The organism is Pseudoclavibacter sp. 13-3, from assembly GCF_021168475.1.
Taxonomy (GTDB): domain Bacteria; phylum Actinomycetota; class Actinomycetes; order Actinomycetales; family Microbacteriaceae; genus Pseudoclavibacter_A.
This window is the reverse complement of record NZ_JAJOZT010000001.1, coordinates 1-21,890: the sequence shown is the minus strand read 5'-3', so window position 1 is coordinate 21,890 and position 21,890 is coordinate 1. Positions and strand designations below refer to the sequence as shown.

Here is a 21,890-nt window from a genome sequence, read left to right as displayed (position 1 = left end):
CTGATGCGGCAGGTGATCCTGGTCTACGGCCCGCCGCTCGCAGGGAAAAGCACATGGGTTCGTCAGCATGCTCGCCCTGGTGACATGGTGATCGACTTCGACGCTCTGGCTGTCGAGGCCGGCTCGCCTCGCACGCACGACCATGAGCGGCGCTTTCGCACCGCGGCATCCTCTCGACGCATGGAGCTCGAGCGCCACGTCGAGCGGATGAAGCACGGCCGCGCGTTCGTCATCCGAACACTCGGCGATCCTGCGGAGCGAGACGCCGCAGCTGATCGGCTGGGTGCCGAACTGCATCTGTGCGATCCGGGTGGAGCGGTCTGCATCGAGCGTGCGCACGCCGCCGGCCGGCCACCAGAGGTCGATGAGGTCATCGTTCGCTGGTACGCGCAGCACTGGGGTGCACGTGCACTCTCTCGTCGTGCTCGCGGCGGCAGAATCAGTCGTGTCCACGATCATCCGGGGCTGAGCTGACCAGATGCGCCCAGGGGAGAGACCCCCAAGAGGCCGCCCTCACCGCTTCGCGTATAGCGCCTCCGAATCTGTACGGGTTTTCAAGTCGTTTGGCAGGAAGGACGGTCGCTCATGGGAACTCGTGGACCGGTGCCGAAGCGCACCGAAGACCGGCAGCGTCGCAACGAGCCAGAGATCGCGGTCCGCAAGGCCAAGGGCGCTCGCGGTGTGCGGCCGCCGATTGCGAACAAGGCGTGGCATCCATTGGCGAAGCGTCTGTGGACTGCGATGAAGGTCTCTGGCCAGGCGAAGTTCTATGAGCCGTCTGACTGGGCCTTCGCTTACTCGCTGATGGACGATCTGACCTACTACAAGACGGCGTCGAAGCGGTCAGGGCAGATGCTGACTGCGATCTATCAGGCGATGTCTGCACTGTTGCTCACCGAGGCGGATCGTCGGCGAGTGGCTATCGAGCTTGAGCGGCCTGAAGAAGCGACGGCTGAGGACTCGGAGAAGGTCGCACGCATGAGCGAATGGCGCAACAGATTCTCCTAGCCGCTCCTCGTGAGCGTCTGGTGACTCTCGGCACCGAGGTGCTCCCGCCGCACCTCGTTGACGAGCACGGCCTGCCTCGTCTGACGCTCGGGTTCGAGGCCATCGACTGGATGGAGACGAACCTTATTCAGCCGAACGGGCCACGATCTGGCCGGCCAGTGACGTTGATGCCGTCGCAGGCGAAGTTCTTGCTCTGGTTCTACGCTGTCGACGATGACGGGCATTGGCTGTTCAATCGTGCGTCTCGACGTCTGGCAAAGGGGTCTGGAAAGTCGCCGTTCGCGGCGATGCTGGCGTTGCATGAGCTGCTCGGCCCGTCGCGCCTGTTCGACTTCGATGAGAAGATCCCCGGCGGCTGTCGAGGTGTGCCAGTGCAGATGCCGCTCGTGAATGTCGCGGCGACATCACTTGACCAGACAGCGAACACGATGCGCATGGTGCGTGCCATGTCTAACAAGCGCTCGAAGCTTGCGCGGCGGTACGACCTCGAGGTCGGAAAGACCTACCTTGAGACCCCGGAGGGGGGACGGCTGCAGCAGATCACCTCGTCTGCGACCTCGGCCGAGGGAGCAGAGCTGTCATTTGCTGTCGCTGATGAGACTGAGCACTGGACGGCCGGCAACGGTGGCCCGGATCTCGCTGAGACGCTCGACCAGAATCTCGCGAAGACCGGCGGTCGGCTGATGGAGACCTGCAATGCGTGGATCCCAGGTATCGGGTCGGTCGCGGAGACGGTGTTCGATTCGTGGGCCGAGCAGCAGGAATGGTTGCACGACCCGGAGCACCCGGAGCGGCTGAACATGGCCAGACAGCAGATTCTCTACGACGCGCGTGTTGCGCCTCATGACACGAATCTATCGGATCAGGATTCACTCCAGACGGCCCTAGAGTTCGTGTACGAAGGCCTGCCATGGGTGAAGATCCGCGACATCATGCAGCGAATCTGGAACCCGACGTTCCCCGCCTCGCGCTCGCGCAGGTTCTTCCTGAACCAGCCGAACGCGGCCGAGGATGCCATGTTCACGCTCGAAGACTGGGCGGCGCTCGGCCCGACGGCCACGGATGACGAGATGTTCCCGCACGTCGCCGACGGTGACGAGGTCGTGCTGTTCTTCGACGGGTCGAAGAGCCGTGACGCAACGGCGCTCGTCGGATGCCGCATGTCAGACGGGCACCTGTTCACAGTCAAGGTCTGGGAGCCGTCGCCTGAGCACCCGGTCAACGTCGCTGACGTGAACGTGACCGTGCACCAGACGTTCGACCGGTTCAAGGTCGTGGCGTTCTTCGCTGATGTTCGTGAATGGGAGTCGTTCACGAAGGTGCACTGGCCGGAGGACTTCGCAGACGACCTGGTGCTGTGGGCTGTGCCGAAAGGCAAGGACCGGCAGCCGATTGCTTGGGACATGCGCTCACACAAGTACGAGTTCGCCGAGGCGACCGAGATGTTCCTCACCGAGGTGCAAGAGGGCGCCTTCACGCACGACGGGAACTGGGATCTTAGCCGGCACATCGGCAACATTCGCCGCGGCGAAGTTCGCGGGCACCTGTACCCGAAGAAAGATTCGGACTCGTCATCGTCGAAGATCGACGCCGGCGTGTGCGCGATCGGCGCCCGCATGGTGCGCCGCATCGTGCTCGCCTCGGACGCTTGGGAAGACCGTAACTCAGACAGCGGATTCGTCGTCTGGAACTGAGGAAAGGAGTGGCACGTGTCATTCGACGCTCTCATGAAGAAACCGTCACTACCACGGCATTTCCAACGCCTCGAGGCATACTTCGAGGGGTCCCACCGCCTGGATGCGATCGGCGTCAGCCTGCCGCCGGAGGTGCGCATACTCGAGCTGGTGCTCGATTGGCCGCGCATCACAGTGGAGTCGCTCGAAGAGCGCCTCACGGTCGAGGGCTTCGCGCTCGCGGGTGAGGAAGCCTCGGACGATCACTACTGGTCTCGGTGGCAGGCGAATCGGCTCGACATGCTGGCTCCGCTTGTGCACACGGAGGCGTTCGTGCAGGGCGTCGGATACTCGGTGGTTGGCCCGCCGACATCGGGCGAATGGGCGAAAGTGACTGTTCATTCGGCGCTCGGCTTCGCGACGGTGGTTGACCCGTGGACTGGGCGGATCACGGAGGCTGTACAGAGGTTCAAAGAGGCTGACGGCTCGCTGTGGGCGATGCACTACGCGCCCGGGGTGAACACGCGCTATGGCAAGGTGCACGGCGTGTGGAAGCAGGACGCTGCTGTGGCATCTGGAACATCGAGGGTGCCAGTAGTGCCGTTCTTGAACCGGTCGCGAATCAGGGATCACCTTGGCCGGTCGGAGATGCTGGACGTGATGCGCTACACAGATGCGGCGTCGCGGTCGGTGACGCAGCTGCAGGTGGCTGGGGAGATCCTCGCGCTGCCGCAGCGCTACTTGTTCTCGGACAAGGCGAAAGAGATGATGACCGGCTCCGACGGTAAAGCCGTGACCCAGTGGGAGGCGTACATCGGGCGTCTGCTCACTGGGCCGGGGGATGCGAAGGCTGGCCAGTTCGATGGCGCGGATCTCGCACAGCTGATCTCAACGGTGCGCTTGTACGCCGGGCTGACGTCGGCGTCGACGGGCCTGTCGATGGACACGCTCGGGTTCGCCAGCGAGGCGAACCCGACGAGTGCGGAGGCTCTGAACGCGATCGACAACCGTCATGTGCGCAAGGCGGAGAAGAAGCAGGTCTTCTTCGGTGAGGCTTGGGAAGATGTGATGCGCATTGCCGACGAGATCGAGGGGCGCGATACCCCGGAGAACGCTCGGTTGGAGACTCGTTGGCGTGACGCTGCAACGCCGACGATCGCGGCGAAGGCGGATGCTGCGGCCAAGCTTGTCGGAGCGGGCATCATCCCACCTGCGGTGGGTCGCGATATGGTCGGGCTCACCCCGGAGCAGAAGCGCATGGCCACTGAGTACGACGCGTCATTCGAGGGCCTCGCCCGAGCGGTCGGAGCCTGATGGAAAGGCTCACGGTTGCAGCCTATCGTCGTCTGCTCGATGGCGTCTCTCAGATCGTTGTCGCGAAGACGCTGCGAATTGTGCTCTCGGTGTGGCGTCGGCCTGACCCTGAAGATGACGGGGCGGAAGCGCAGAAGGCCGCGCAGCTCGATCAGATCGTCTCGCGTCTTGCCTCGGTGGTCAGGGATGCACGCGTGCAGGCGCATGATGCGGCCCTGCGCTTTCTCGGTGACCAGGCGAAAGCCCAGGGCGTCGGCGGGAGTATCTATGAGCCGCCGCTCGACGGGTACGCGGATCAGGGGCTGAGGTCGGCTCTGGCTGAGCTGGATGGGCGGACGAATCTGCTGTCGCTCAAACCTCGTGATGTGGCGATGAGAGTCGCGAACGTCACTGTGCGGCACACGGAGGCGGCCGCGCGTGACACGGTACGCCGTGCTGCGGAAGACGCCCCGGAGGGGTGGAAGGCAGAAGACTTCCGGCCGGCTGCACTTGCCGGGCTGCGTGAGCTCGACGGTGACGAACTCGTCGACGCTGTGCCGACGAAGAGCACCCCGGTGCGGTATGCGCTCGGGTATGCGCGCATGCTCACCGGCACGGACAACTGCCCGTTCTGCGTCATGCTCGCCAGCCGCGGCCCCGTCTACCGGCAGACCACGGCGGTCGCTACCAATGACTCTGCAGATGACGAGCGCCGCTACCACGACTCCTGTGACTGCATCGCGGTGCCCGTCTATAACGCGAAGACGTGGCCTGGCGCGGACACGCACGAGAAGCTCGCGTCGGTTTACTACGCCGCGCAAGAAGCGGTCGGCGATGACGAACTCATTCCGAACAGCAACACCCCGCCGCAGCTGCAGAAGCTGCGGAAATACCTCGCATCGAACACGGACGCGCTCGCCTTCCTCGAGCAGATCCGCTCGCTGCCGTGACCAATCGATCAAGGAGAAACGAATGAAGTACTACAAAGCACGCGCTCGCTATGGGCGTCTGCGCCATGTCGTTGAGCCCGAGGCGCAGGCTGCAGTATCAGGCACTGACCCCGCGGAGGATGTGTCGGCTCTGCCCGAGTGGGCGCAGGCACGTCTGTCAGCGCTGCAGGAGAAGGCCGCAGCTGGTGAGGCAGCAGTCACGACGCTACAGGGTCAGGTGACCGCGCTGACTGCCGAGAAGGAGCAGCTCGAGGGCACGGTCGCCACTTCGGCGCAGCAGCTGCAGGCTGAAACACTCGGTCGCACTCGTGACCGTCTGGCGCTCGAGCGAGGCATCCCGCTCGAGGTCGCGGCCCTCGTGAACGGTGATGACGAGGCCGCACTGACCGCAGCCTTCGACGCTGTCGCCGCTCTGCGCACGCCGGCGGATTCAACGGATGACAAGTCGCCGCTTGTCCCGAACGCGGCGCAGCAGGGGCTTCCTGCTGTGGACGAGCGTCAGGCAGCCGCCGACGCGTTCTTCTCAACCATCGACAACTAAGGAGACACATCCATGTCAACCACTATTGCAGGGCTCGACGCCGCCGGCCTCGTGCCCAAGCCTGTCGCTCAGGAGATCCTCACGAAGGCTGCCGAGCAGTCTGTCGTGCAGACCCTGTCCGGCACGACAGCCATCGCACTCGAAGGCAATGCCATCGCGGTGCAGACTGGTCACGTCGAAGCTGGCGTCGTCGGTGAAGGCGAAGCGAAGCCCGTCGGCCAGACGTCGTACGCGGTGAAGACGATCAAGCCGATCAAGATCGCCGCGATCACCGTGCAGTCGAAAGAGGTACGTCTGCGCAACCCGCTGAACGTGCTCGACAACATTCAGTCTGACCTCACCGGCGCAATCCAGCGGGCCTTCGACCTCGCGGTGCTCTACGGGCGCAACGCCAAGACCGGCGCTGCGATTCCGGGTGTGGAGTCGGTGAACTCAACCACGAATCGCGTCCAGCTGGGCAGTGCGACTGTCGCGAATGGTGGCATCAACGCTGACCTGCTCGCCGGCTACGACCTGGTGGTCAACGGCAACCAGCTCAACGATGACTTCACTGGTTTCGCGGCAGACCCCCGATTCCGTTCGAAGCTGCTCGGAGCGGTCGACGCGCAGGGCCGGCCGATCTACCAGAACCCGACGGATCTGTCGTCGCCGATCGCCACGACTCTGGGTCTGCCGACCGCCTACGGCAAGGCAGTCTCCGGGCGCATCGGGGCATCGGCTGAGAGCACGGTGCGTGCGTTCGGCGGTGACTGGGGCGCGCTGCGCTACGGCTTCGCGGAGAACCTGACTCTGAAGGTCAGTGACCAGGCGACCGTCGTCGACGGCGAGACCACCTACCACCTGTGGCAGCAGAACCTCGAAGCCTACCTGGTGGAGGCGATCATCGGCTGGGTCATTACCGACCCGAAGTCGTTCGTCGCGTACGAGGAGGCCTGATGCCATACCTGAGACGCAAGAAGGGCGCCCCGATCGTGCACGTCGCCGCTGATCACCCGTTCGCGCAGGACAAGGCCTGGAAGGAAGTCGACTATGACCGAGAGTCTGGAACCGTCCGCACTGGCAACCACGGACGACGTGCAGGTGAGCCTGCTGAGGGAGCTGACGGAAGCGGAAACGACGGTGACGCCGAAACTGCTGGAGTGGGCGCAGAACAGGCTGCAGGCGCGGATCAAGGATCTGCGGACCAGAGCTGAGACTGACACTTCGTTCAGAGCGAACGTGGTCACGGTGGAGGCTGAAATGGTCGCCCGTGTTCTGAGGAACCCGGAGGGCATGGTTTCCGAGGCCGACGGTGTGGTGTCGTACCGCATCGATCTTGATGTGGCGACTGGGCGGCTCCGGGTCCTTGACGAGGACTGGGAGCTGCTCGGCGTCGGCGGTGCATTCGGTACCTCTGCGGGCGTGCTCGACGGATACGCACGGGCGAGGTTCGGGAGCATTCCTCCCGACCAGCAATTCCAGTACGGGTGGCCCGGCTGTGGTGGCATGTCACAGGAGCTCATGCTGTGAAGTACCTCGACCGCCCGCAGCATGTCGCGGCCGTCCAGCCTCGCACAGCGACACCGTCCGATTACGGAACGTTGTACGCGGATGACGGCACCCCGCTGTCGGTGCCGTGCACGATCCGTGCGCTCAGCGCCGAGGAATCCGAGGCGCTGGGCGTCACGGCCACCACCGTGTACCGACTCATCTGCCGGTCGTGGCCGGGCGACATCAACAGCCTGATCACCTGGAACGGCGCCCTGTACGAGCCCATCGGGGACCCGCTCAGGTTTGACGGGTCTGCCCGCACCGCGCACTTCGAGGTGCGTCTGAAGCGCACCCAGCAGGGAAGGGGATAGTCATGGTCGTCATCAACAAGTCAGCTGCCCTGCAAGCGGCACGAGCAGCGGCCGTGCAGAAGGCGCTTCAAGCCAAGGCTGACCAGATCGCTGGCGCTGCTCGGACCCGCGCTGCAGGGCACGGTTCTCTCGCGTCACGCATCGGTGTCGCGAAGGCGCCTGGAAAGAAGGGCGTCATTGACCGGCTCGTCACACTCGATCACGTGGAGGCGGGCAACATTGAGTTCGGGCACTTCCACAACCGCAACCCGGAGACATGGGTGGCCGGGCTGCACGTGATGCGAAACGCCGCGCAGGACGTGACTGGATGATCCCTGACACGGTCATGCCTGAACCGGCTGGGATGGTCGGGGAGCGGCTACGAGCCCTGCTGCCGGGAGTGTTCGTCGCGCCGGAGCGCACCGCGAACATGCCGATCCCAGCCGTTCTCTACGACTGCTCCTCAAGCGGGCAGGTGCTCAACGCCCCGACCGGTTGGACTGTTGACCTCGGGGTGACGGTCCTCGCACCAGCCGAGCAGGTCGAGGACCTGGTGAAGACGGTCTATGCAGGCGTGCGCTCTTGGAAGGGCACTTCGTCACCGCACGGGCACGTCGTCACCGTCACAGACACGCAGCTCCCTGAACTGCAAGACCAGAGCAGCACGGCCGGTAAACCGGTTGTCGCCTACCGCGGCAGCTGGCGGCTGCTGTGCCGAACCATCACCAACTGACCACCGCGCTCGCGGTGGTTTTCTTTGAGGAGAGAGACAAATCATGCGACTCATCATTCCGGGCGACGGCAAGTTCTTCTGCGCCCCGCCTTCGACCCCGATGCCCGCGGCTGGCCCGGCGGCGTTCACGCTGAACGGCCCGGTGCCTGACGGCTGGGATCAGCTCGCGGAGACCTCGTACGAGAACACCATGTCGTTCAACAAGGACGGTGGTGACAAGACGGTCAAGCGCACGTGGGAGCACCGCAATGTGCGTGTCCAGTACGCCGATCAGACGATCTCGATCACGGCGAACGCTGTGGAGATCTCCCGCCGCACGCTGCAGCGCATCCAGTCCGCGTGGCAGGGGTCGAAGGGCGGCATGGTGATCCCTGCAGCTGTCACTGCGACAGAGATGAGTGTCTTCGTGCTCGCCTGTGATGGTGCGGATTCGACTGGCTGGTACTCCCCGAACTGGAGCCTCGGGCCGGGGGATGGCACGGAGATCGACACGGAGAACTTCCTTGAGATGCCTTTCGAAGGCGTGTTCATGGACGCTGACCCCGAGATCATCGAGCCTGACCCGGCGACCGGTCTGTCCGGGCTCTACATCTGGTTCACGCCAGAGGATTTCCTGCCGGCACCGACCGCGCTGACTGTGTCGCCTGCGGGCGCAACGTCGGTGAAGGTCGGCTCCACTGTGCAGCTGTCTGTGGCGGCGACACCGTCGAAGGCGAGCAATGAGGTGGTCTGGTCCTCGGCGGATCCGTCGAAGGCCACGGTCTCTGCCACGGGTCTGGTCACGGGTGTCGCAGCAGGGTCGGCGACGATCACCGCGACGTCGGCCGTGTCCGGTGCCAGCAGTGTGAAGGCTGACAAGGCCATCACGGTCACTGCTCCCTGATCTTGTACGGCCGCATCGGCCGCACTTCCTGACTCCGCGTGGGGTGATGTTTCGCCGCCCCGCCCCACGCGGACCCATTCGATACAGGGCGGCACCATCAGAAATGAGGACGGCACATGGCAGCAACACGAAAGACGAAACCCGCAGCGGAGCCCCAGCCCGAGGAGGTGCGTGAGCAGGCTGCACAGATCGGCTTCGACGACTCCCTGCTCGAGGGTATCCCCTCACTGAAGCCACCTGCAGCGCTCTGGGGCACCCAGCGTGCGAAACCGAAGGCGCTCGCCGCGCGGGCTGCTGACATGTCCGACGCGCACGGGGAGATTTCGGCAGAGGACGCGCTGCTGCTCGGCGGTGAGATTGTCGACTTCTTCTACACGCTCGCGCTCGACAAGCAGGCGTACATCAAGTGGGCGACGGCCCTGTCTGGCACAGACGAGTACATGATCCCGTTCGCCCTCGTCTCGCACTATGTGAGGGCCGAGGGGGAATAATCCGGGTCTGCGAACTGCTCGCGGCACACCGGGTGCCGGTGATCGCTGATCTGCAGCAGTTCTTCGGCGTGAACATCGAGGACGTATGGCGTGGGCTGGTCAGCCCCGCCCACGTCCTCGATCTCATCCAGGGGCTGTACGCGGTGCCGCAGTCTCGGTGGCGGGCGGCTGTGCTCACAGACGAACCGCCGGCACGACCACAGCCGGGCACACCGCCATCATGGCTGGGGTGGACGCCAGAGGTCGCCCGGCTGACAGCAATCGCAGACCTCATCACCGCAGCGCTCGCCGGGAAGAAGGCGAAGCCGCTGCCGACGCCTCTTGACCGGTCACCGGTCGTGACGACGTCGAGTATTCGCGAGTTCACGCAGATGTTCCAACTCCTGCGATGAACCAAAGCTCCCAGGAGGCGCTCTGATGGCTGGTCCAGGCGGTGCCTCAGCGGGCCGTGTCTCGATTCGTGTCCTGCCGGACACCACGAAGTTCCGTGATGATCTGAAGAAGGCTCTGCAGCGCATCGAACGGAGCGTCCGGGCGACGATCGACGTCGAGGCGAACGACCGGCCGGCGCGTGTGCAGATCAACCGTCTCGTGAAGGACGCGTCGAAACTCGCCGCGACGGTCGACGTCGACGCTGACACCAAGGATGCGTCGAAGCGGATCAAGGACGCGTCCCAGTCACGTGACGCGACGATCAACGCTGACGCAGACACTGGCAAGGCGCGAGTGTCGCTGGCTGTGCTGGCCCGCTCACGTACGGTGGACATCTTTCCGCAGGTGAACAAGACTGCGGCGGCGAATGCGGCGACGATGCTCGCAGCCTTGTCCGGTGCGCGCGTGCTCGGTGATGCTCTCAGTGGGCTGAGCTCTGGGCTGTCGAACCTTGACCGGTCGATCCCTCGTCTGGCTGCAGTGACGGCAGGTGTGGGGTCTCTTGCCAGCGTCGGGCTGACGGCTGTCCAGTCGCTGGCCAACGTTGGTGCCGGCTTGCTGGCCATTGCCCCGGCCGCGGCTGTGCTGCCTGCCGTGTTCGCGTCTGCGGCTATCGGCATGACGGCACTGGTTGTCGCGTGGAAGGATGCCGGCACGCAGCTGGCGTCGCTGAAGCCGGCGATGCAGTCGCTGCAGACGACGATCAGCAGCGGGTACTGGGATGCGGCCCGCAAGCCGATCACTGACATGGTGACGTCGCTGCTGCCTCAGCTGAAGCTCGGTTTCACTGGTGTGTCTCAGGCGCTCGGCGGGCTCACCGGGGACCTGGCGAACGGCCTGTCAAAGTCGCTCGGCGACGGCGCGATGCTCGGCATGTTCGAGAACATGCGCACCGCGATTCAGAACACCCGTGCAGCCGCAGAACCGTTCGCGCAGACCATTGCAACGCTCGGCACAGTCGGATCTTCCTACCTGCCCGCCATGGGCACGGGACTGGCGAACCTCGCGACGCGCTTCAACGACTTCATCGGTGCTGCTGCCGCATCGGGGCAGCTCACACAGTGGATCGACGGGGCTCTCACACAGCTCGGGTATCTGGGTGACGCGTTCGGGTCGCTCGGGTCGATCATCGGCTCCGTGTTCGGCACTCTCTCCGCGTCCGGCTCCGGCCTCGGTGGACTCGCGGCAATGCTGCAGCAGATCGCCACGATCGTCGCCGGCCCCGTGTTCCAGACCGGGCTGATGACCATCTTCCAGGGCGCCACCCAGGGCGCACAGGGGCTGGGCACAGCGCTCGGCCCGATCGGGTCGATGATCTCAGCACTGGCACCGGCGATCTCAACGAGCCTCGCGACGATCGGTCAAACGGTCGGCGCAGTGCTCGGTGGCATCGCTGACGCACTGGCACAGCCCATGGTCTCCGCAGGGCTGACAGACATGATCACCGGGCTCGGCGCGGGTCTGCAGGCACTCATTCCGGCGCTCGGACCGCTCGGGCAGCTGCTCGGCTCAGTCATGAGCGTCGTCGGCCCGCTCGCAGCACAGCTCGGTGGGGTCCTCGGCCCGGTACTCACCCTCGTCGCGCAGGCACTCACCCCGATCATGCAGCTGCTCGTGCCCGTCGTGAACCTCCTCGGCACAGTCCTCACAACCGCGCTCGCAGCACTCATGCCGGCGCTGCAGCCTGTGCTCGATGCGCTGAACCTGCTCGTGCCGGTGTTCATGAATCTCGTGTCGGCTCTGCTGCCTCCGCTGGTGTCGCTGATCACACAACTGTCGCCAGTGCTCATGATGATCGGCCAGATCATCGGGGAGATTATGGTCGCGCTCATGCCGATCGTGGAGGCGATCATCCCACCACTACTGGCTTTGGTCGGTGCGCTGGTGCCGCTCATTATGACGGTGGTGTCAGCTGTGATGCCGATCGTGCAAGCGGTGCTGCCGGTCATCCTGAGTCTGATGACGTCGCTGATGCCCGTCATCGTCCAGGCGATCTCGTTGGTCACGTCGGTCATTCAGGCGATCACTCCGTTGATCGCGGCGGTGCTGCCGATCCTGATGCAGATGATCGGTGCGCTGCTGCCGATCATCTCGGCCGTGTTCGGGGCTTTCGCGTCGATCGTGTCGGGTGCGATGCGCGCGGTGCAGGGCATCATCCAGGTGGTGACCGGCATCATCACCGGCAATTGGTCCCAAGTGTGGGAGGGCGTTAAGAACACGTTCGGTGGCATCTGGGACACGATCGTCGGTATCTTCCGTGGCATCGGGTCTGTGCTGTCGTCGATCTTCAAGGGCATCGTGAATGTCGTGATCGCCCCGATCAACGGGGTCATCGATGGCATCAACGGGCTCACCGGTGCCGCGTCGGCGATCGGTGTGAGCATTCCGAAGATTCCGCACGTGCCGTCTCTGGCGCTCGGTGCGACGATCCTCCCGACTGCGGGCGGAACGCTCATCCGTGCAGGTGAGGCTGGTCGTGCCGAGTCTGTGGTCGACACAGGTCTGGTGAATGCACAGATGGCGGCGACGCTGCAGCTGGTGCGTCAGCAGCAGGCTGCACAGCAGGCACCTACTGCCGGTGATGATCAGCCGCGTGTGTACGCGCCGATCAGCGTGGAGACCTCGGACCCGGATGCGGCTGCGGCCGCCGTCGCTGAACGAGTGAGGAGGCTGTGATGCGGGTGACGATCACCTCGAGCACGGACACGATCGTGCTGGGGGAGTCCTGGTGGGACGGGTCTGACGGCTGGTTCCTGAACGCTGATGACGGGCTCGACACGGACTGGTTCGGATCGGTTGCTCCGAAGGCGCTACCGGACACATCGGTGCCGAACGCCGACGGCGCCTTCTGGCCGTCGTCGATCAACCTCAAGCACCGTGTCTTCCCGATCCGAGGGTTCTTCCTCGCCGACTCGTCGACGTTGCAGGCGCACGTGGCACGCGACCGGGTCAACGCGCTCGCCGCGCAGGCGTTGGAGATCTGCATCGAAGACGGTGCCGGGCCGCGGTGGGTGACCGGGTACCTCACCGACCCGACGGGCACGGTGACTCGGTTCACGGAGGATCAGATCGACTTCACTCTGCTGGTCACCTGCCCTGACCCGCTGAAGTACGGAGAATGGGTGAGATTCCCAGTCACGGGTGGAGCCGCGACGGTGGAGATGAACGGGTCGTCGACGGCTGCCACGCAGCCCCTGGTCATCACGACCGGTGTCACACGCACGCTGGTGGTTGCCGACTATCGCGGTCGTACTTTCGAGTGGGCAGGCATGGCGAACGGCCTGTCGATCGACATGTCTGAGGGCATTCCCCTCGATGGCACAGGGCAGCAGGTGGGGCGCCTGCTCGATGCCGGCCGCATCGAGGTTCCGCCGGGGCGCAGTGTCCTGACTGTGCAGACAGATGCGGCCGCCGCGACTGTGCAGGCTCGGCCGGGCTGGAAGTAGGAGACGGACATGAGAACACTTGCATCAGCACCTGATCGGCAGGTACGCATCTACCGGATGCTCGACGGGCAGCCACCCGTCGGCCTCAACGTGCTTCCCGTCACCTCGGGGAACTGGGTGGCGCCGTACTCGGCCGAGGGCTCCATGCGATTCACGCTGCCTTGGTCGGATCTCGCCGAGAAGCTCGGCCTGCGGGACAAGACCCGAGTAGTGAAGTACGCACTCGCTGTCGTCGAGGACGGATCCGTGCTGGCGTGGGGCATGCTGAAGTCAACGGCGTGGAACCCTGCCGAGCAGCAGCTGCAGCTGTCAGCCGGTGACGGCTGGTCATTCTGGAAGAAGCGGCTCGTTCTGAATCGTGCGCTCAAGAACTCATGGGTCGACGGTGAGGTGCTCATCGATGAGGATAACCCGCGCCCTGACTGGGCGCTGACCATCAACTCGACTCTGGCAGGCATCGGCGCAGGTGTGATCGCGGAGTCGCTCGAGTGGGGACCCGTGCTGTACGACACACCGACGGTGCCACAGGGGTCGAACACCCGCACCTACAAGTGCTGGGAGCTGCCCAGGGTTTTCGATGCGTTGCGGGACCTTACGGAGGTGCGAAACGGCCCCAACATCACCTGGCCGGCACGACTGGTCGACGGTGTGCTCCACGCACAGTACGTCGCGAACCCGACACCGCGGGAGTTCATAGTGAACACATCTATCGCTGGCCATCACGCGGCTGTCACCTCAGTTGACGAAGACGGCGATTCAATCGCGTCCCAGGTGTTCGGCATCGGCGGGCGCGCCGACGACCTGCTGCTCGTCGCAATGGACCGGCAGACCGCCCTCGAAGAGGCCGGCTGGCCACTGACGCAGGCGGCGAACAAGGATCACACGTCCGTCACGGATCTCTCCACGCTGCGCGGCTACGTTCAGCAGGACACCACTGACGGCAGCACACTGCCCGAGAACGAGGTGATGACGCTGCCGGCTACACTGCGCCCGAGCCCGGGGGACATCATCCACCGGCAGACCGAAGACCCCTACCTCGGCGGCGAAGTCGAGGACCGCGTCATCTCGCAGGTCACCGCGGACCTCACCTCAGACACAGTCACCTGCGACCTCTTCCCAGCCACGCAAGGAGCCTGATGCTCAGACCAACAGCAAACCCGATCAAAGCGCTCGCGGACACACTCGACAGCGTGCAGCGCAAGGCGGACACGGCGCTCACTGCGGCGGGCACCCAAGTGGCGCAGGCCGTGCGCAAATTGACGGCCCTGGTGCAGCAAGTGCTCGATCTGATCGCCCGCATGCCGCAGGTGCAGGTACGCAAGGACGTGAAGACCAATTTCGGGCTGTCGTCCTCGGCCTGGTCGACGGTGGTGTCGGTGACGCTGCCGAAGATCGACGACCTGCCAGCGGTGGCGATTTCCGCATCGGCGCAGGCCAACGTCGAGGGTTTGACGACGACATATGAGCCGAATCTGAACGGGCGCATCCTGATCAACGGTGTCCCGTCGACGTCGATGGTCGCAGCATACGGGGACGGTGGCGCCGGGTCACAGACGCTGGTACTGCAAGTAGCGGACGTCGCCGAGATCTCCCCCCAAGTCGGCCCCGTGACGGTCGCCTTGCAGATGAACACGACCGTACCGGGGGCTTTCCCAGCGTCGGAGATCAACCGTGCCGTGCTCACCATCTACGCCGGCTACTCGAGGGTGTGAGACCGATGACTGAGAGCATCCTGATCGCCATTGTCCAGTACGTGGGGGCGCCGATTGTGGCAGCGCTGCTGGCCGCCGCTGGCGTTCTGCTCAAGGGGCGTGCACATCAGCGTGAGGTGTCTTCGAAGCTTGACCGGATAGGCCGGGATGCGGCGGTCGCGAAAGAGCAGACGACGAACACGCATCACACGAATCTCCGTGATGACCTTGACGGGATCCGCGCGGCGGTCGAGACGCTCGACCAGCGTGTGCAGCCCATGACAGGGCAGATCCGCATGATCGGCACGAACGTGCGGTCACTGCAGAAAGATGTCGGCGGTCTCAAGCAGGAGAACCGAGACGACCGCAAGGAAGCCCACGACCGCATCGACGGTCTCGCGGAGCGCATGCGCACCGTCGAGCGAGACACACGCCGCTGCCCGTCACACGACGAATAGAACAAGCCCAGCATCCAGCTCCGTCCTGCGCGGGGCTTTCGCATTTAAGGAGAAAACTCTCATGGCTCTAACAGGCATCGATACTTCGTCGTATCAGGCGACACTCAACGTGGCTGGAGCACAGCTCGACTTCGTGATCGTGAAAGCGACGGAGGGAGTCGGGTATGTGAACCCGTACTGCAACTCACATGTCTCGCAGGCACTGGGATCGGGCAAACTGCTCGGCCTCTACCACTTCGCCCGGAACCGACGTAACACGGCTACTGCCGAGGCCGACTTCTTCGTGAAGAACATCCGGGGCTACATCGGCCGTGCGCTTCTCGTGCTCGATTGGGAAGACGGCGTCGCCGACGTGGCATGGGCGCGGGCCTTCCTGGACCGCGTCTACGCGACCACAGGTGTGCGCCCCCTGATCTACATGTCAGCCTCACCCGCATCAACCTACGCCTGGGAAGCGGTGTCGAAAGACTATGGTCTGTGGATCGCCGGCTACCCGAACAACCGACCGAACAACCTGGCCACTCCTGCCTGTCCGTACAAGCCAGGCCACGGCTGGACCGTCGTCATGTGGCAGTACACCTCGACCGGCCGGATCGCTGGCTACGCGGGCAACCTCGACATGAACGTCTTCTACGGCGATCGCAACGCCTGGGCCGCATACGCCAACGCCTCGAAGCTGTTCAAGACGAAAGGCTGGGTGGCCTCGCTCGCGGCGCTCGCGGCAATCCTCGGCGTCTCCGCTGGCACGCTGGCCGGCCTGAACCCGTCGACGCTGCAGGATCAGCCGATCGCGCCGGGCACGGTGATCACGGCGCCGCCGGAGGCGAACGAGGACAACGACACGCGCGACGAGGTCGAGCCCTACAGCCCGCCGGCGCAGCCGTCGCAGGGCACCGGCCCGACCGGGCAGGGATCGTCGAACGGGGGAGCGTACGTCGTCAAGGCCGGCGACACCCTCTCCGCTATCGCTGCACGCTACGGCACCACTGTCGCGGTGCTCGCGGCGGCGAACGGCATCTCGAACCCGAATCGGATCTACCCGGGTCAGGTGTTGCGTGTGGACGGGCAGGCATCATCGTCGAGCAGCACGAGCACCGGGTCGACGGTCACTGTGGTGCGTGGCGATTCACTGTCGAAGATCGGCCAGCGTGTCGGAGTCTCCTGGCAGACACTCGCCTCACTGAACGGCATCCGTGCGCCGTACGTGATCTACCCAGGCCAGGTACTGAAGACCACGCGATCCGGTGCCGCCGGCACGTCGGCTGCCGGGAGCTACTACACGATCCGCGCTGGCGACACTCTCTCGGGCATCGCATCACGGTTCGGCACTCGGGTGCAGCAGCTGCAGCGCTGGAACGGAATCACCGACGTGAACCGTATCTACGCGGGCCGCACAATCCGGGTGCGGTGATGCGCGGCCCCGCCTCCTACTTGTGGCTGCTGGTCCTCGTCGCCCTTGTCGGCGGGATCCCAGCGGCCCTCGTCATCTTCTCCATCATCTTCTGAAAGGAACACATCTCATGTCTCAGATCGCTCTCATCGCACCTGTCCTGGGGTCGCTCGCCCCGATCGTGCAGGCGCTCCTGCAGCGCCCGGAATGGTCATCTCGGGCGAAAGTCATCCTCGCCGTGGTCTTCTCTGTCGTCCTCGGCACGGTCACGGCTATGACCTCCGGGCAGCTCGACGGCCTCGACTGGTCATCCGCCGGCACGTGGCTGGGTGCGGTCGCCTTGGTCTTCGCATCATCTCAGGCTGCCTTCGTCGCGTGGCAGAAGACCGGCGCTTTCACGGCGGCCGAGCAGGTCGGGGCGAAGACCATCGCACCGCAGGCCACCGACGTTGATGTGCCCGATGACAGTGAGGCTGCACGGCTCGCCGAGCTGGAGCAGCGCATCGTCGAGCTCGAATCGACTGCTGGCAAGCATGCGGAGGATGCCTGATGCCGGGCGTGCTCACGCAGGCCGTCGGACGTCAGGACGTGTTGATTCGGCGGGGTGTGTCTGCTCGATGGGGCGTGCTCTGGGAGCAGGACGACGGCAGCGGGTTCCAGCCGGTGGACCTGCTGACCTGGTCAGGCACACTCCGCGTCAGCTCCCCGCATGGCGACGTGTGGCTCGAGCAGCCCGTCGAGCTCACCTCCGACGGTCTCGCCATCGCCGACCTCGCCGCATCCACGACCAGCTCTGACGTGTGGGCAGGCCGCCCACGAGGCACATGGACCATCACTGCCACTAGCCCAGACGGGCACGTCGAGCGTCTCGGCGAAGGCACGATCAGAATCGAGGACTGACCCATGACCGACCAGATCCGCGACAAACGCACAATCGCAATCCCCGGCCCTAGAGGCGACGTCACCCCCGAAGCGCTCGCAGCGAAGGTTGCCGCGGCGGCATCGGCTGCTGCTGCTGCGAACTCTGCAACTGGCGCTGCCACGTCGAAGACTGCTGCAGCATCTTCTGCGACAGCCGCCGCGCAATCGGTGACGTCTGCTCAGCAGGTCCTTGCGCAGATGCAGGGCGATACCGGCCCTCTGCTGGCGTCGCATTTCTACAGCAAGGATGAGACGGCGAACTTTGCGTTCTCCACGGATGGCGCTCACTTTGCGCCGACTGGCATCCGCTTCGCGCCGTCCGACTCGACTGTGCGAGATCCGTCAATCGCGCAGTGGGCTGGCGGATGGGTGATGGTCTACACCCGTCCCACGACAGCGGGAGGCGGGGCGTGGGGGACGATCACCACGATCGGCGTCGCAACCTCCACGAATGGCCGTGATTGGACGCAGCGGTCAGCCATCGACTGCTCGACGATCAGTGGGGTGAAGCGCGTTTGGGCGCCCGACGTTCTCGTCGACGGCAGCATCCTGCGTGTGGTCTTCTCGGCCTCCACGACCACCTCTGGTACGTCGGATTTCAAGGCCTACCATGTGTCAACTGCGTCCACGAATCTCGCGTCTCTCTCGTGGAGCACCCGGACTGCACTGCCGTCATTCCCGACGGGCATCGACGCTCATATCGTCAAGCTCGCCACCAACGATTACCGGGCGTTCTACAGCGATCCCGACTTCACTGTGAAGCAGGCCAAAGCGACCTCGGTGCTCGGCACCTGGTCAGACATGGGAGCGGTCGATTCGACGTGGGCGCGTGGTGAGGGGCCTACGCACGCACCTCTCACGAACGGTGGGATCAGACTGTTCGTTGACTGTGGTGGCTTCCTGCAATACTCGGACTCGACACGCGCATACGAGACTGACGGCGGCATGTTCTACGCGGACTTCTCCGCCGACTTGACGGCGCACACCCCGCTGAAACCGATTGATCTCCCGATGCGGCACTGCTCGGTTGTGTCCCTCATCGGCAACGGGAATGCGGCGGCCTTCAACCGTGGACCACAACGGTGCGCGGGGGCATGGTGGGTCGTGACCGCGGATGTGCCGTGTGGATTGCAGAGCGCATGGGTGGAACTGACGAACTGGAATGCGTCCAAGGCCCGCGGCGGCATGCAGGCCGTCACAACGCGCGGCACCTCCAACACAGCCACGCGTGGCCTTCGAGTCCCGGCAGACGGCCTCTACGAACTCTCCTGGTCAGTGGGCATGGCCGGCATGACGACAGGGTGGTTCGAGCTGCAGCCCCTTGTCAACGGCGCGACCGTGGCTGGTGAAGACTGGATCTACGGGTCGTCGCCCGCGGGCGACACAACCGATGTACAAGGGAACACCGCGTCAGGAGTGCTCTTAGACCTGAAGGAAGGGGACGTAGTGTCGCTCCAAGTGCACGGGTCGGCGTCAGGCGCGTCCCCGAAGATGAGGTTCCAGCGTGCTTGGTGGACTCTCCGCTCGATCTAGCGGCCCCTGAAACGACGCCACCTGCGTCGTGCCCAGGCGACCAAACTGGCGTCAGAGATGGTCTGCTCGAGTCGAGCGATCTGCTCGGTCGTCTCTCGAAGATCCTCTTGGAGGCGGTCGACCTGGGCGTGCTGCTCGTCGAACCGCATATGCAGGTCGTGCGCGCGCTCATCAATGAACCGTGTCAGATAGACGAGACCACCAAGCCCAGATGGGTCTGAACGCAGCAGCTCGTCACGCTTCAGCGCGTCGAACCTGCGATGCTGATCCTGCTCAGCGATGGTGCTGTTACTGTCAGAGCCTGTAGCATCTGGCCTCTGCCTCCAGAAAGCCAGGGCATGATCCGTCTGCAGAACAGGGATCGACCCCCGTGCGGCAACACGCATGTGCCAATCCCAGTCCTCAACGACCGGCAAGTGCGAATCGAACACACCAAGCTGCTCATGCAAGGCCCGCCGGTATACAAACCCGATCGGCGTGAACCTGTTCACCCGCAACAGATCCAGCAACGTCACCTCCCGAAGGTGACCCTCGAACGGGAACTGCTCAAGAACCTCCACCGCTCCATCACCGAGAACGCGCTCGCGGATGATGTCGATCTTGGTCACAAGCGCGTCAGCGTCAGGGTGCTGCTCCAGCCAGTCTGCTGTCTGCTCAAGGAAGCCTGGATCCCAAGTGTCGTCATCATCGTGCAGGGTGACCAGGTCACTTTGCGCGGCCGTGATCCCGGCGTTGGCTGCTTCAGCTCGGCCGAGCTGCTGGCCGGCGTCGACGATGGTGACTGGAAGTGTCACGGTGGCCGCTGCAGCGTCGACGTCTGCTCGTGCCCCACCGTCGTTGACGATGATCACCTCGTCAGGCAGGCGCGTCTGCGCAGCAATGTCAGCGAGTGCTCGGCGTAAGAACGCAGGACGGTTGTACGTACGGATGATCACCGAGACAGTCATGAGATAACCATAGTCCGCGCACAGTTCCGCCTCGCATTCCTCTCCGGAGGGTGCGGGGCGGCTTTCCGCGTCTCCATAGCACATCAGGGGTGTGTGCCCCTCGGAGCACATCACCAGGAGCTGACCAGCAGCTGCACACTGCCTGTGTGCCATGATCCCGCCGTCAAGCAAAAGTGATCGAGAGGAATACCCTTTGAAAAAGATGATGGTTGGAGCAGCAGTCGGGATGATGGTAGGACGATTCCTGGCGAGTGCAGTACCCACGATTCTCGATGAGATACCGCTCGTCGGAGAAGTAGCCCGAGCACTCGCTGTGCCGCGCTGGCGATGATGATCGGCGGGGCGATCGCTGGTGCGTGGATCGCGGTTAGCCGATTCTGAGCAGAACGCACCCCCGGCCAGCTCCCGAGAGCCAGCCGGGGGTGCTCGCTGCATGCCTGGGCATGTCCCGGTGTCAGTGTATGTCGCTGACGTGCACGCCCATCATGGAGGCACGTTGGCTGCAGGCGACGAACTCGGGTGTCGTGTGAGGTGCGCTGGCGGTCAGGAGCTGTTCCCAGTGGACGCGGCACCATTCGACTGCTCGCCATTGAGCTGATCCCGCTCCGACGTCTGGGAATCGTTCGAGAATGTGCCGGTCTGCCGGGATGACGTCTGAGGTCCATACTTCCCAGTCGCCAATGCTGTTGGGCACGCGGCGTAGCCACGCGAGCCGGTGGGGCTGGTCGCCTGCTGTGAGCACTTCGACGACGGTGTAGGTGTCGTTCATGACCAAGAACAGATCGATCATGACCGCGAGCTTAGACGCTACCTGCGACGTCAGTCCGGGTCGATCAGCTCGGGGCTGTTCCCTCGAAGCGGTGCCACTTCGTGCCAGGTGAGTCCGGCCGTGTCTGCGATGCTGGCTTTGCGCACGTCGTCGGTGAGGTCGTTGCCGTCGACGTCCGGGTCAAGCCACGGGTCGAGGAAGCTCCGGTCGAGGGTGACGGGCATGCGGTCGTGCAGCCATTCGAGGGCGGGTGCTGCATCCTGGGTGAGGATGGTCGCGGTGAGTGTCCACCCGTCGTCGTTTCCGGCGGCCGGGTCGTGCCACCAGGAGTAGAGGCCTGCGAGGCCGATTGGTGTTGTTGAGTGCACGTAGTACGGAGTCTTGGTCTTCGTGACCGGGTCGGTCTGCCATTCGTAGTAGCCGTCGATGGGGAACACGCAGCGGCGTCGCTTCACTGATGCCCTGAACGTTGGTTTTTCGCCGGCGGTCTCGATCCGTGCGTTGAAGGTCGGGAACTTGAGCTTGAGTTCTTTCGACCAGGCTGGCACTAGCGACCATCGGGCGGGGCTGAGACGGCGCACGCCGTCTTTGTCTCCGTCGAGGACGATCAGAGCGTCTTGTGTGGGTTTGAGATTCCAGGACGGCTCGAACCCCGCGCTCAAGTCGTCGGCCACCCCGAAGAGGGCCACGTAGTCAGTCGTCTTCGCTTGAACGATGCGTCCGCACATGCCACGAGCCTACTGCCAGCAGCGTCACCTGGTGCGGCATCGTATAGAGGTGCTGACGGGTGTGCTGCAGCTTTGGTTGACTGTTTTCCTTATGCTGCTTGTGCAGTGGGTTGATAGGTTATCTCGTATTCGAGTGGGGTGAGTTTTCCGAGTGCTCGTTGTCTGCGTCGTCTGTTGTAGGTG

Annotated in this window: 26 protein-coding genes; 23 read left to right on the top strand and 3 right to left on the bottom strand. The window is 64.3% G+C overall.

Translation table 11 applies throughout. From position 1 onward, the window contains the following. Window positions 1–3: 3 nt before the first annotated feature. The 23 genes from LRX77_RS00130 (at window position 4) to LRX77_RS00020 (ending at window position 19,263) form a co-directional block, all read left to right on the top strand. Window positions 4–474: an AAA family ATPase gene (locus LRX77_RS00130; protein WP_331716118.1), complete on the top strand. Its 471-nt coding sequence runs from the start codon at window positions 4–6 to the stop codon at window positions 472–474. 111 nt (window positions 475–585) lie between these two features. Beyond that, window positions 586–1,008 (top strand): phage terminase small subunit, encoded by a 423-nt coding sequence (locus LRX77_RS00125; RefSeq protein ID WP_231830820.1) that lies wholly within the window; start codon window positions 586–588, stop codon window positions 1,006–1,008. Further along, window positions 987–2,702: a hypothetical protein gene (locus LRX77_RS00120; RefSeq protein ID WP_231830819.1), complete on the top strand. Its 1,716-nt coding sequence runs from the start codon at window positions 987–989 to the stop codon at window positions 2,700–2,702. Before LRX77_RS00125 ends, LRX77_RS00120 begins: the two co-directional genes overlap by 22 nt. Window positions 2,703–2,717: 15 nt before the next feature. Then, window positions 2,718–3,995, top strand: coding sequence for a phage portal protein (locus tag LRX77_RS00115; RefSeq protein WP_231830818.1), 1,278 nt, complete (start codon window positions 2,718–2,720; stop codon window positions 3,993–3,995). Further along, window positions 3,995–4,924, top strand: coding sequence for a VG15 protein (locus LRX77_RS00110; protein ID WP_231830817.1), 930 nt, complete (start codon window positions 3,995–3,997; stop codon window positions 4,922–4,924). Before LRX77_RS00115 ends, LRX77_RS00110 begins: the two co-directional genes overlap by 1 nt. Window positions 4,925–4,946: 22 nt before the next feature. Next, on the top strand, window positions 4,947–5,465 hold the full coding sequence (locus LRX77_RS00105) for a hypothetical protein (RefSeq protein WP_231830816.1): 519 nt from the start codon (window positions 4,947–4,949) through the stop codon (window positions 5,463–5,465). Between the two features lie 12 nt (window positions 5,466–5,477). Further along, window positions 5,478–6,401 carry a phage major capsid protein gene (locus LRX77_RS00100; protein ID WP_231830815.1) on the top strand — a complete coding sequence of 308 codons (924 nt, stop codon included), beginning with the start codon at window positions 5,478–5,480 and terminating at the stop codon, window positions 6,399–6,401. A 93-nt stretch (window positions 6,402–6,494) separates the two neighbouring features. Beyond that, window positions 6,495–6,974 carry a Gp19/Gp15/Gp42 family protein gene (locus tag LRX77_RS00095; RefSeq protein ID WP_231830814.1) on the top strand — a complete coding sequence of 160 codons (480 nt, stop codon included), beginning with the start codon at window positions 6,495–6,497 and terminating at the stop codon, window positions 6,972–6,974. Next, on the top strand, window positions 6,971–7,306 hold the full coding sequence (locus LRX77_RS00090; protein ID WP_231830813.1) for a hypothetical protein: 336 nt from the start codon (window positions 6,971–6,973) through the stop codon (window positions 7,304–7,306). The genes LRX77_RS00095 and LRX77_RS00090 overlap by 4 nt, the downstream gene beginning before the upstream one ends. A 2-nt stretch (window positions 7,307–7,308) precedes the next feature. Beyond that, entirely contained in the window at window positions 7,309–7,617 is a 309-nt protein-coding gene (locus tag LRX77_RS00085; protein ID WP_231830812.1) for a DUF5403 family protein, read from the top strand. Then, window positions 7,614–8,018, top strand: a complete 405-nt coding sequence (locus LRX77_RS00080; RefSeq protein ID WP_231830811.1) for a hypothetical protein — start codon at window positions 7,614–7,616, stop codon at window positions 8,016–8,018. The genes LRX77_RS00085 and LRX77_RS00080 overlap by 4 nt, the downstream gene beginning before the upstream one ends. 43 nt (window positions 8,019–8,061) lie before the next feature. Continuing rightward, entirely contained in the window at window positions 8,062–8,901 is an 840-nt protein-coding gene (locus tag LRX77_RS00075) for an Ig-like domain-containing protein (protein WP_231830810.1), read from the top strand. Window positions 8,902–9,017: 116 nt separating this feature from the next. Beyond that, on the top strand, window positions 9,018–9,392 hold the full coding sequence (locus LRX77_RS00070) for a hypothetical protein (RefSeq protein ID WP_231830809.1): 375 nt from the start codon (window positions 9,018–9,020) through the stop codon (window positions 9,390–9,392). 38 nt (window positions 9,393–9,430) lie between these two features. Beyond that, window positions 9,431–9,784, top strand: a complete 354-nt coding sequence (locus tag LRX77_RS00065) for a hypothetical protein (RefSeq protein ID WP_231830808.1) — start codon at window positions 9,431–9,433, stop codon at window positions 9,782–9,784. Window positions 9,785–9,809: 25 nt separating this feature from the next. After that, complete coding sequence (locus LRX77_RS00060; RefSeq protein ID WP_231830807.1) at window positions 9,810–12,500, top strand: phage tail protein; 2,691 nt, start codon at window positions 9,810–9,812, stop codon at window positions 12,498–12,500. Beyond that, window positions 12,500–13,270, top strand: coding sequence for a hypothetical protein (locus tag LRX77_RS00055; RefSeq protein WP_231830806.1), 771 nt, complete (start codon window positions 12,500–12,502; stop codon window positions 13,268–13,270). Before LRX77_RS00060 ends, LRX77_RS00055 begins: the two co-directional genes overlap by 1 nt. Before the next feature lie 9 nt (window positions 13,271–13,279). Then, window positions 13,280–14,407, top strand: a complete 1,128-nt coding sequence (locus LRX77_RS00050) for a hypothetical protein (RefSeq protein WP_231830805.1) — start codon at window positions 13,280–13,282, stop codon at window positions 14,405–14,407. Window positions 14,408–14,460: 53 nt separating this feature from the next. Next, on the top strand, window positions 14,461–14,982 hold the full coding sequence (locus LRX77_RS00045; protein WP_231830804.1) for a hypothetical protein: 522 nt from the start codon (window positions 14,461–14,463) through the stop codon (window positions 14,980–14,982). 5 nt (window positions 14,983–14,987) lie between these two features. Beyond that, complete coding sequence (locus LRX77_RS00040; protein ID WP_231830803.1) at window positions 14,988–15,419, top strand: DUF2746 domain-containing protein; 432 nt, start codon at window positions 14,988–14,990, stop codon at window positions 15,417–15,419. Window positions 15,420–15,480: 61 nt separating this feature from the next. Continuing rightward, a complete protein-coding gene (locus LRX77_RS00035) occupies window positions 15,481–16,830 on the top strand; it encodes a LysM peptidoglycan-binding domain-containing protein (RefSeq protein WP_231830802.1) in 1,350 nt (449 codons plus the stop codon). A 109-nt stretch (window positions 16,831–16,939) separates the two neighbouring features. Further along, window positions 16,940–17,359, top strand: a complete 420-nt coding sequence (locus tag LRX77_RS00030; RefSeq protein ID WP_231830801.1) for a hypothetical protein — start codon at window positions 16,940–16,942, stop codon at window positions 17,357–17,359. Next, complete coding sequence (locus LRX77_RS00025; RefSeq protein ID WP_231830800.1) at window positions 17,359–17,709, top strand: hypothetical protein; 351 nt, start codon at window positions 17,359–17,361, stop codon at window positions 17,707–17,709. Before LRX77_RS00030 ends, LRX77_RS00025 begins: the two co-directional genes overlap by 1 nt. Before the next feature lie 3 nt (window positions 17,710–17,712). After that, window positions 17,713–19,263: a hypothetical protein gene (locus LRX77_RS00020; protein WP_231830799.1), complete on the top strand. Its 1,551-nt coding sequence runs from the start codon at window positions 17,713–17,715 to the stop codon at window positions 19,261–19,263. Here the strand turns inward: LRX77_RS00020 and LRX77_RS00015 are convergent. The 3 genes from LRX77_RS00015 to LRX77_RS00005 form a co-directional block, all read right to left on the bottom strand. Then, window positions 19,260–20,474, bottom strand: a complete 1,215-nt coding sequence (locus LRX77_RS00015; protein ID WP_231830798.1) for a glycosyltransferase family 2 protein — start codon at window positions 20,472–20,474, stop codon at window positions 19,260–19,262. The genes LRX77_RS00020 and LRX77_RS00015 overlap by 4 nt on opposite strands. Before the next feature lie 190 nt (window positions 20,475–20,664). Then, entirely contained in the window at window positions 20,665–21,000 is a 336-nt protein-coding gene (locus tag LRX77_RS00010) for a hypothetical protein (RefSeq protein ID WP_231830797.1), read from the bottom strand. Window positions 21,001–21,029: 29 nt separating this feature from the next. Beyond that, window positions 21,030–21,707, bottom strand: coding sequence for an SOS response-associated peptidase (locus tag LRX77_RS00005; RefSeq protein ID WP_231830796.1), 678 nt, complete (start codon window positions 21,705–21,707; stop codon window positions 21,030–21,032). Window positions 21,708–21,890: the final 183 nt, after the last annotated feature.

Excerpts from the sequence above, each read along its gene's own strand:
- LRX77_RS00130 (WP_331716118.1), top strand. The coding sequence starts at position 4 with ATGCGGCAGGTGATCCTGGTCTACGGCCCGCCGCTCGCAGGGAAAAGC.
- LRX77_RS00125 (WP_231830820.1), top strand. The coding sequence starts at position 586 with ATGGGAACTCGTGGACCGGTGCCGAAGCGCACCGAAGACCGGCAGCGT.
- LRX77_RS00120 (WP_231830819.1), top strand. The coding sequence starts at position 987 with ATGGCGCAACAGATTCTCCTAGCCGCTCCTCGTGAGCGTCTGGTGACT.
- LRX77_RS00110 (WP_231830817.1), top strand. The coding sequence starts at position 3,995 with ATGGAAAGGCTCACGGTTGCAGCCTATCGTCGTCTGCTCGATGGCGTC.
- LRX77_RS00105 (WP_231830816.1), top strand. The coding sequence starts at position 4,947 with ATGAAGTACTACAAAGCACGCGCTCGCTATGGGCGTCTGCGCCATGTC.
- LRX77_RS00100 (WP_231830815.1), top strand. The coding sequence starts at position 5,478 with ATGTCAACCACTATTGCAGGGCTCGACGCCGCCGGCCTCGTGCCCAAG.
- LRX77_RS00095 (WP_231830814.1), top strand. The coding sequence starts at position 6,495 with ATGACCGAGAGTCTGGAACCGTCCGCACTGGCAACCACGGACGACGTG.
- LRX77_RS00085 (WP_231830812.1), top strand. The coding sequence starts at position 7,309 with ATGGTCGTCATCAACAAGTCAGCTGCCCTGCAAGCGGCACGAGCAGCG.
- LRX77_RS00080 (WP_231830811.1), top strand. The coding sequence starts at position 7,614 with ATGATCCCTGACACGGTCATGCCTGAACCGGCTGGGATGGTCGGGGAG.
- LRX77_RS00075 (WP_231830810.1), top strand. The coding sequence starts at position 8,062 with ATGCGACTCATCATTCCGGGCGACGGCAAGTTCTTCTGCGCCCCGCCT.
- LRX77_RS00070 (WP_231830809.1), top strand. The coding sequence starts at position 9,018 with ATGGCAGCAACACGAAAGACGAAACCCGCAGCGGAGCCCCAGCCCGAG.
- LRX77_RS00060 (WP_231830807.1), top strand. The coding sequence starts at position 9,810 with ATGGCTGGTCCAGGCGGTGCCTCAGCGGGCCGTGTCTCGATTCGTGTC.
- LRX77_RS00055 (WP_231830806.1), top strand. The coding sequence starts at position 12,500 with ATGCGGGTGACGATCACCTCGAGCACGGACACGATCGTGCTGGGGGAG.
- LRX77_RS00050 (WP_231830805.1), top strand. The coding sequence starts at position 13,280 with ATGAGAACACTTGCATCAGCACCTGATCGGCAGGTACGCATCTACCGG.
- LRX77_RS00040 (WP_231830803.1), top strand. The coding sequence starts at position 14,988 with ATGACTGAGAGCATCCTGATCGCCATTGTCCAGTACGTGGGGGCGCCG.
- LRX77_RS00035 (WP_231830802.1), top strand. The coding sequence starts at position 15,481 with ATGGCTCTAACAGGCATCGATACTTCGTCGTATCAGGCGACACTCAAC.
- LRX77_RS00030 (WP_231830801.1), top strand. The coding sequence starts at position 16,940 with ATGTCTCAGATCGCTCTCATCGCACCTGTCCTGGGGTCGCTCGCCCCG.
- LRX77_RS00025 (WP_231830800.1), top strand. The coding sequence starts at position 17,359 with ATGCCGGGCGTGCTCACGCAGGCCGTCGGACGTCAGGACGTGTTGATT.
- LRX77_RS00020 (WP_231830799.1), top strand. The coding sequence starts at position 17,713 with ATGACCGACCAGATCCGCGACAAACGCACAATCGCAATCCCCGGCCCT.
- LRX77_RS00010 (WP_231830797.1), bottom strand. The coding sequence starts at position 21,000 with ATGATCGATCTGTTCTTGGTCATGAACGACACCTACACCGTCGTCGAA.
- LRX77_RS00005 (WP_231830796.1), bottom strand. The coding sequence starts at position 21,707 with ATGTGCGGACGCATCGTTCAAGCGAAGACGACTGACTACGTGGCCCTC.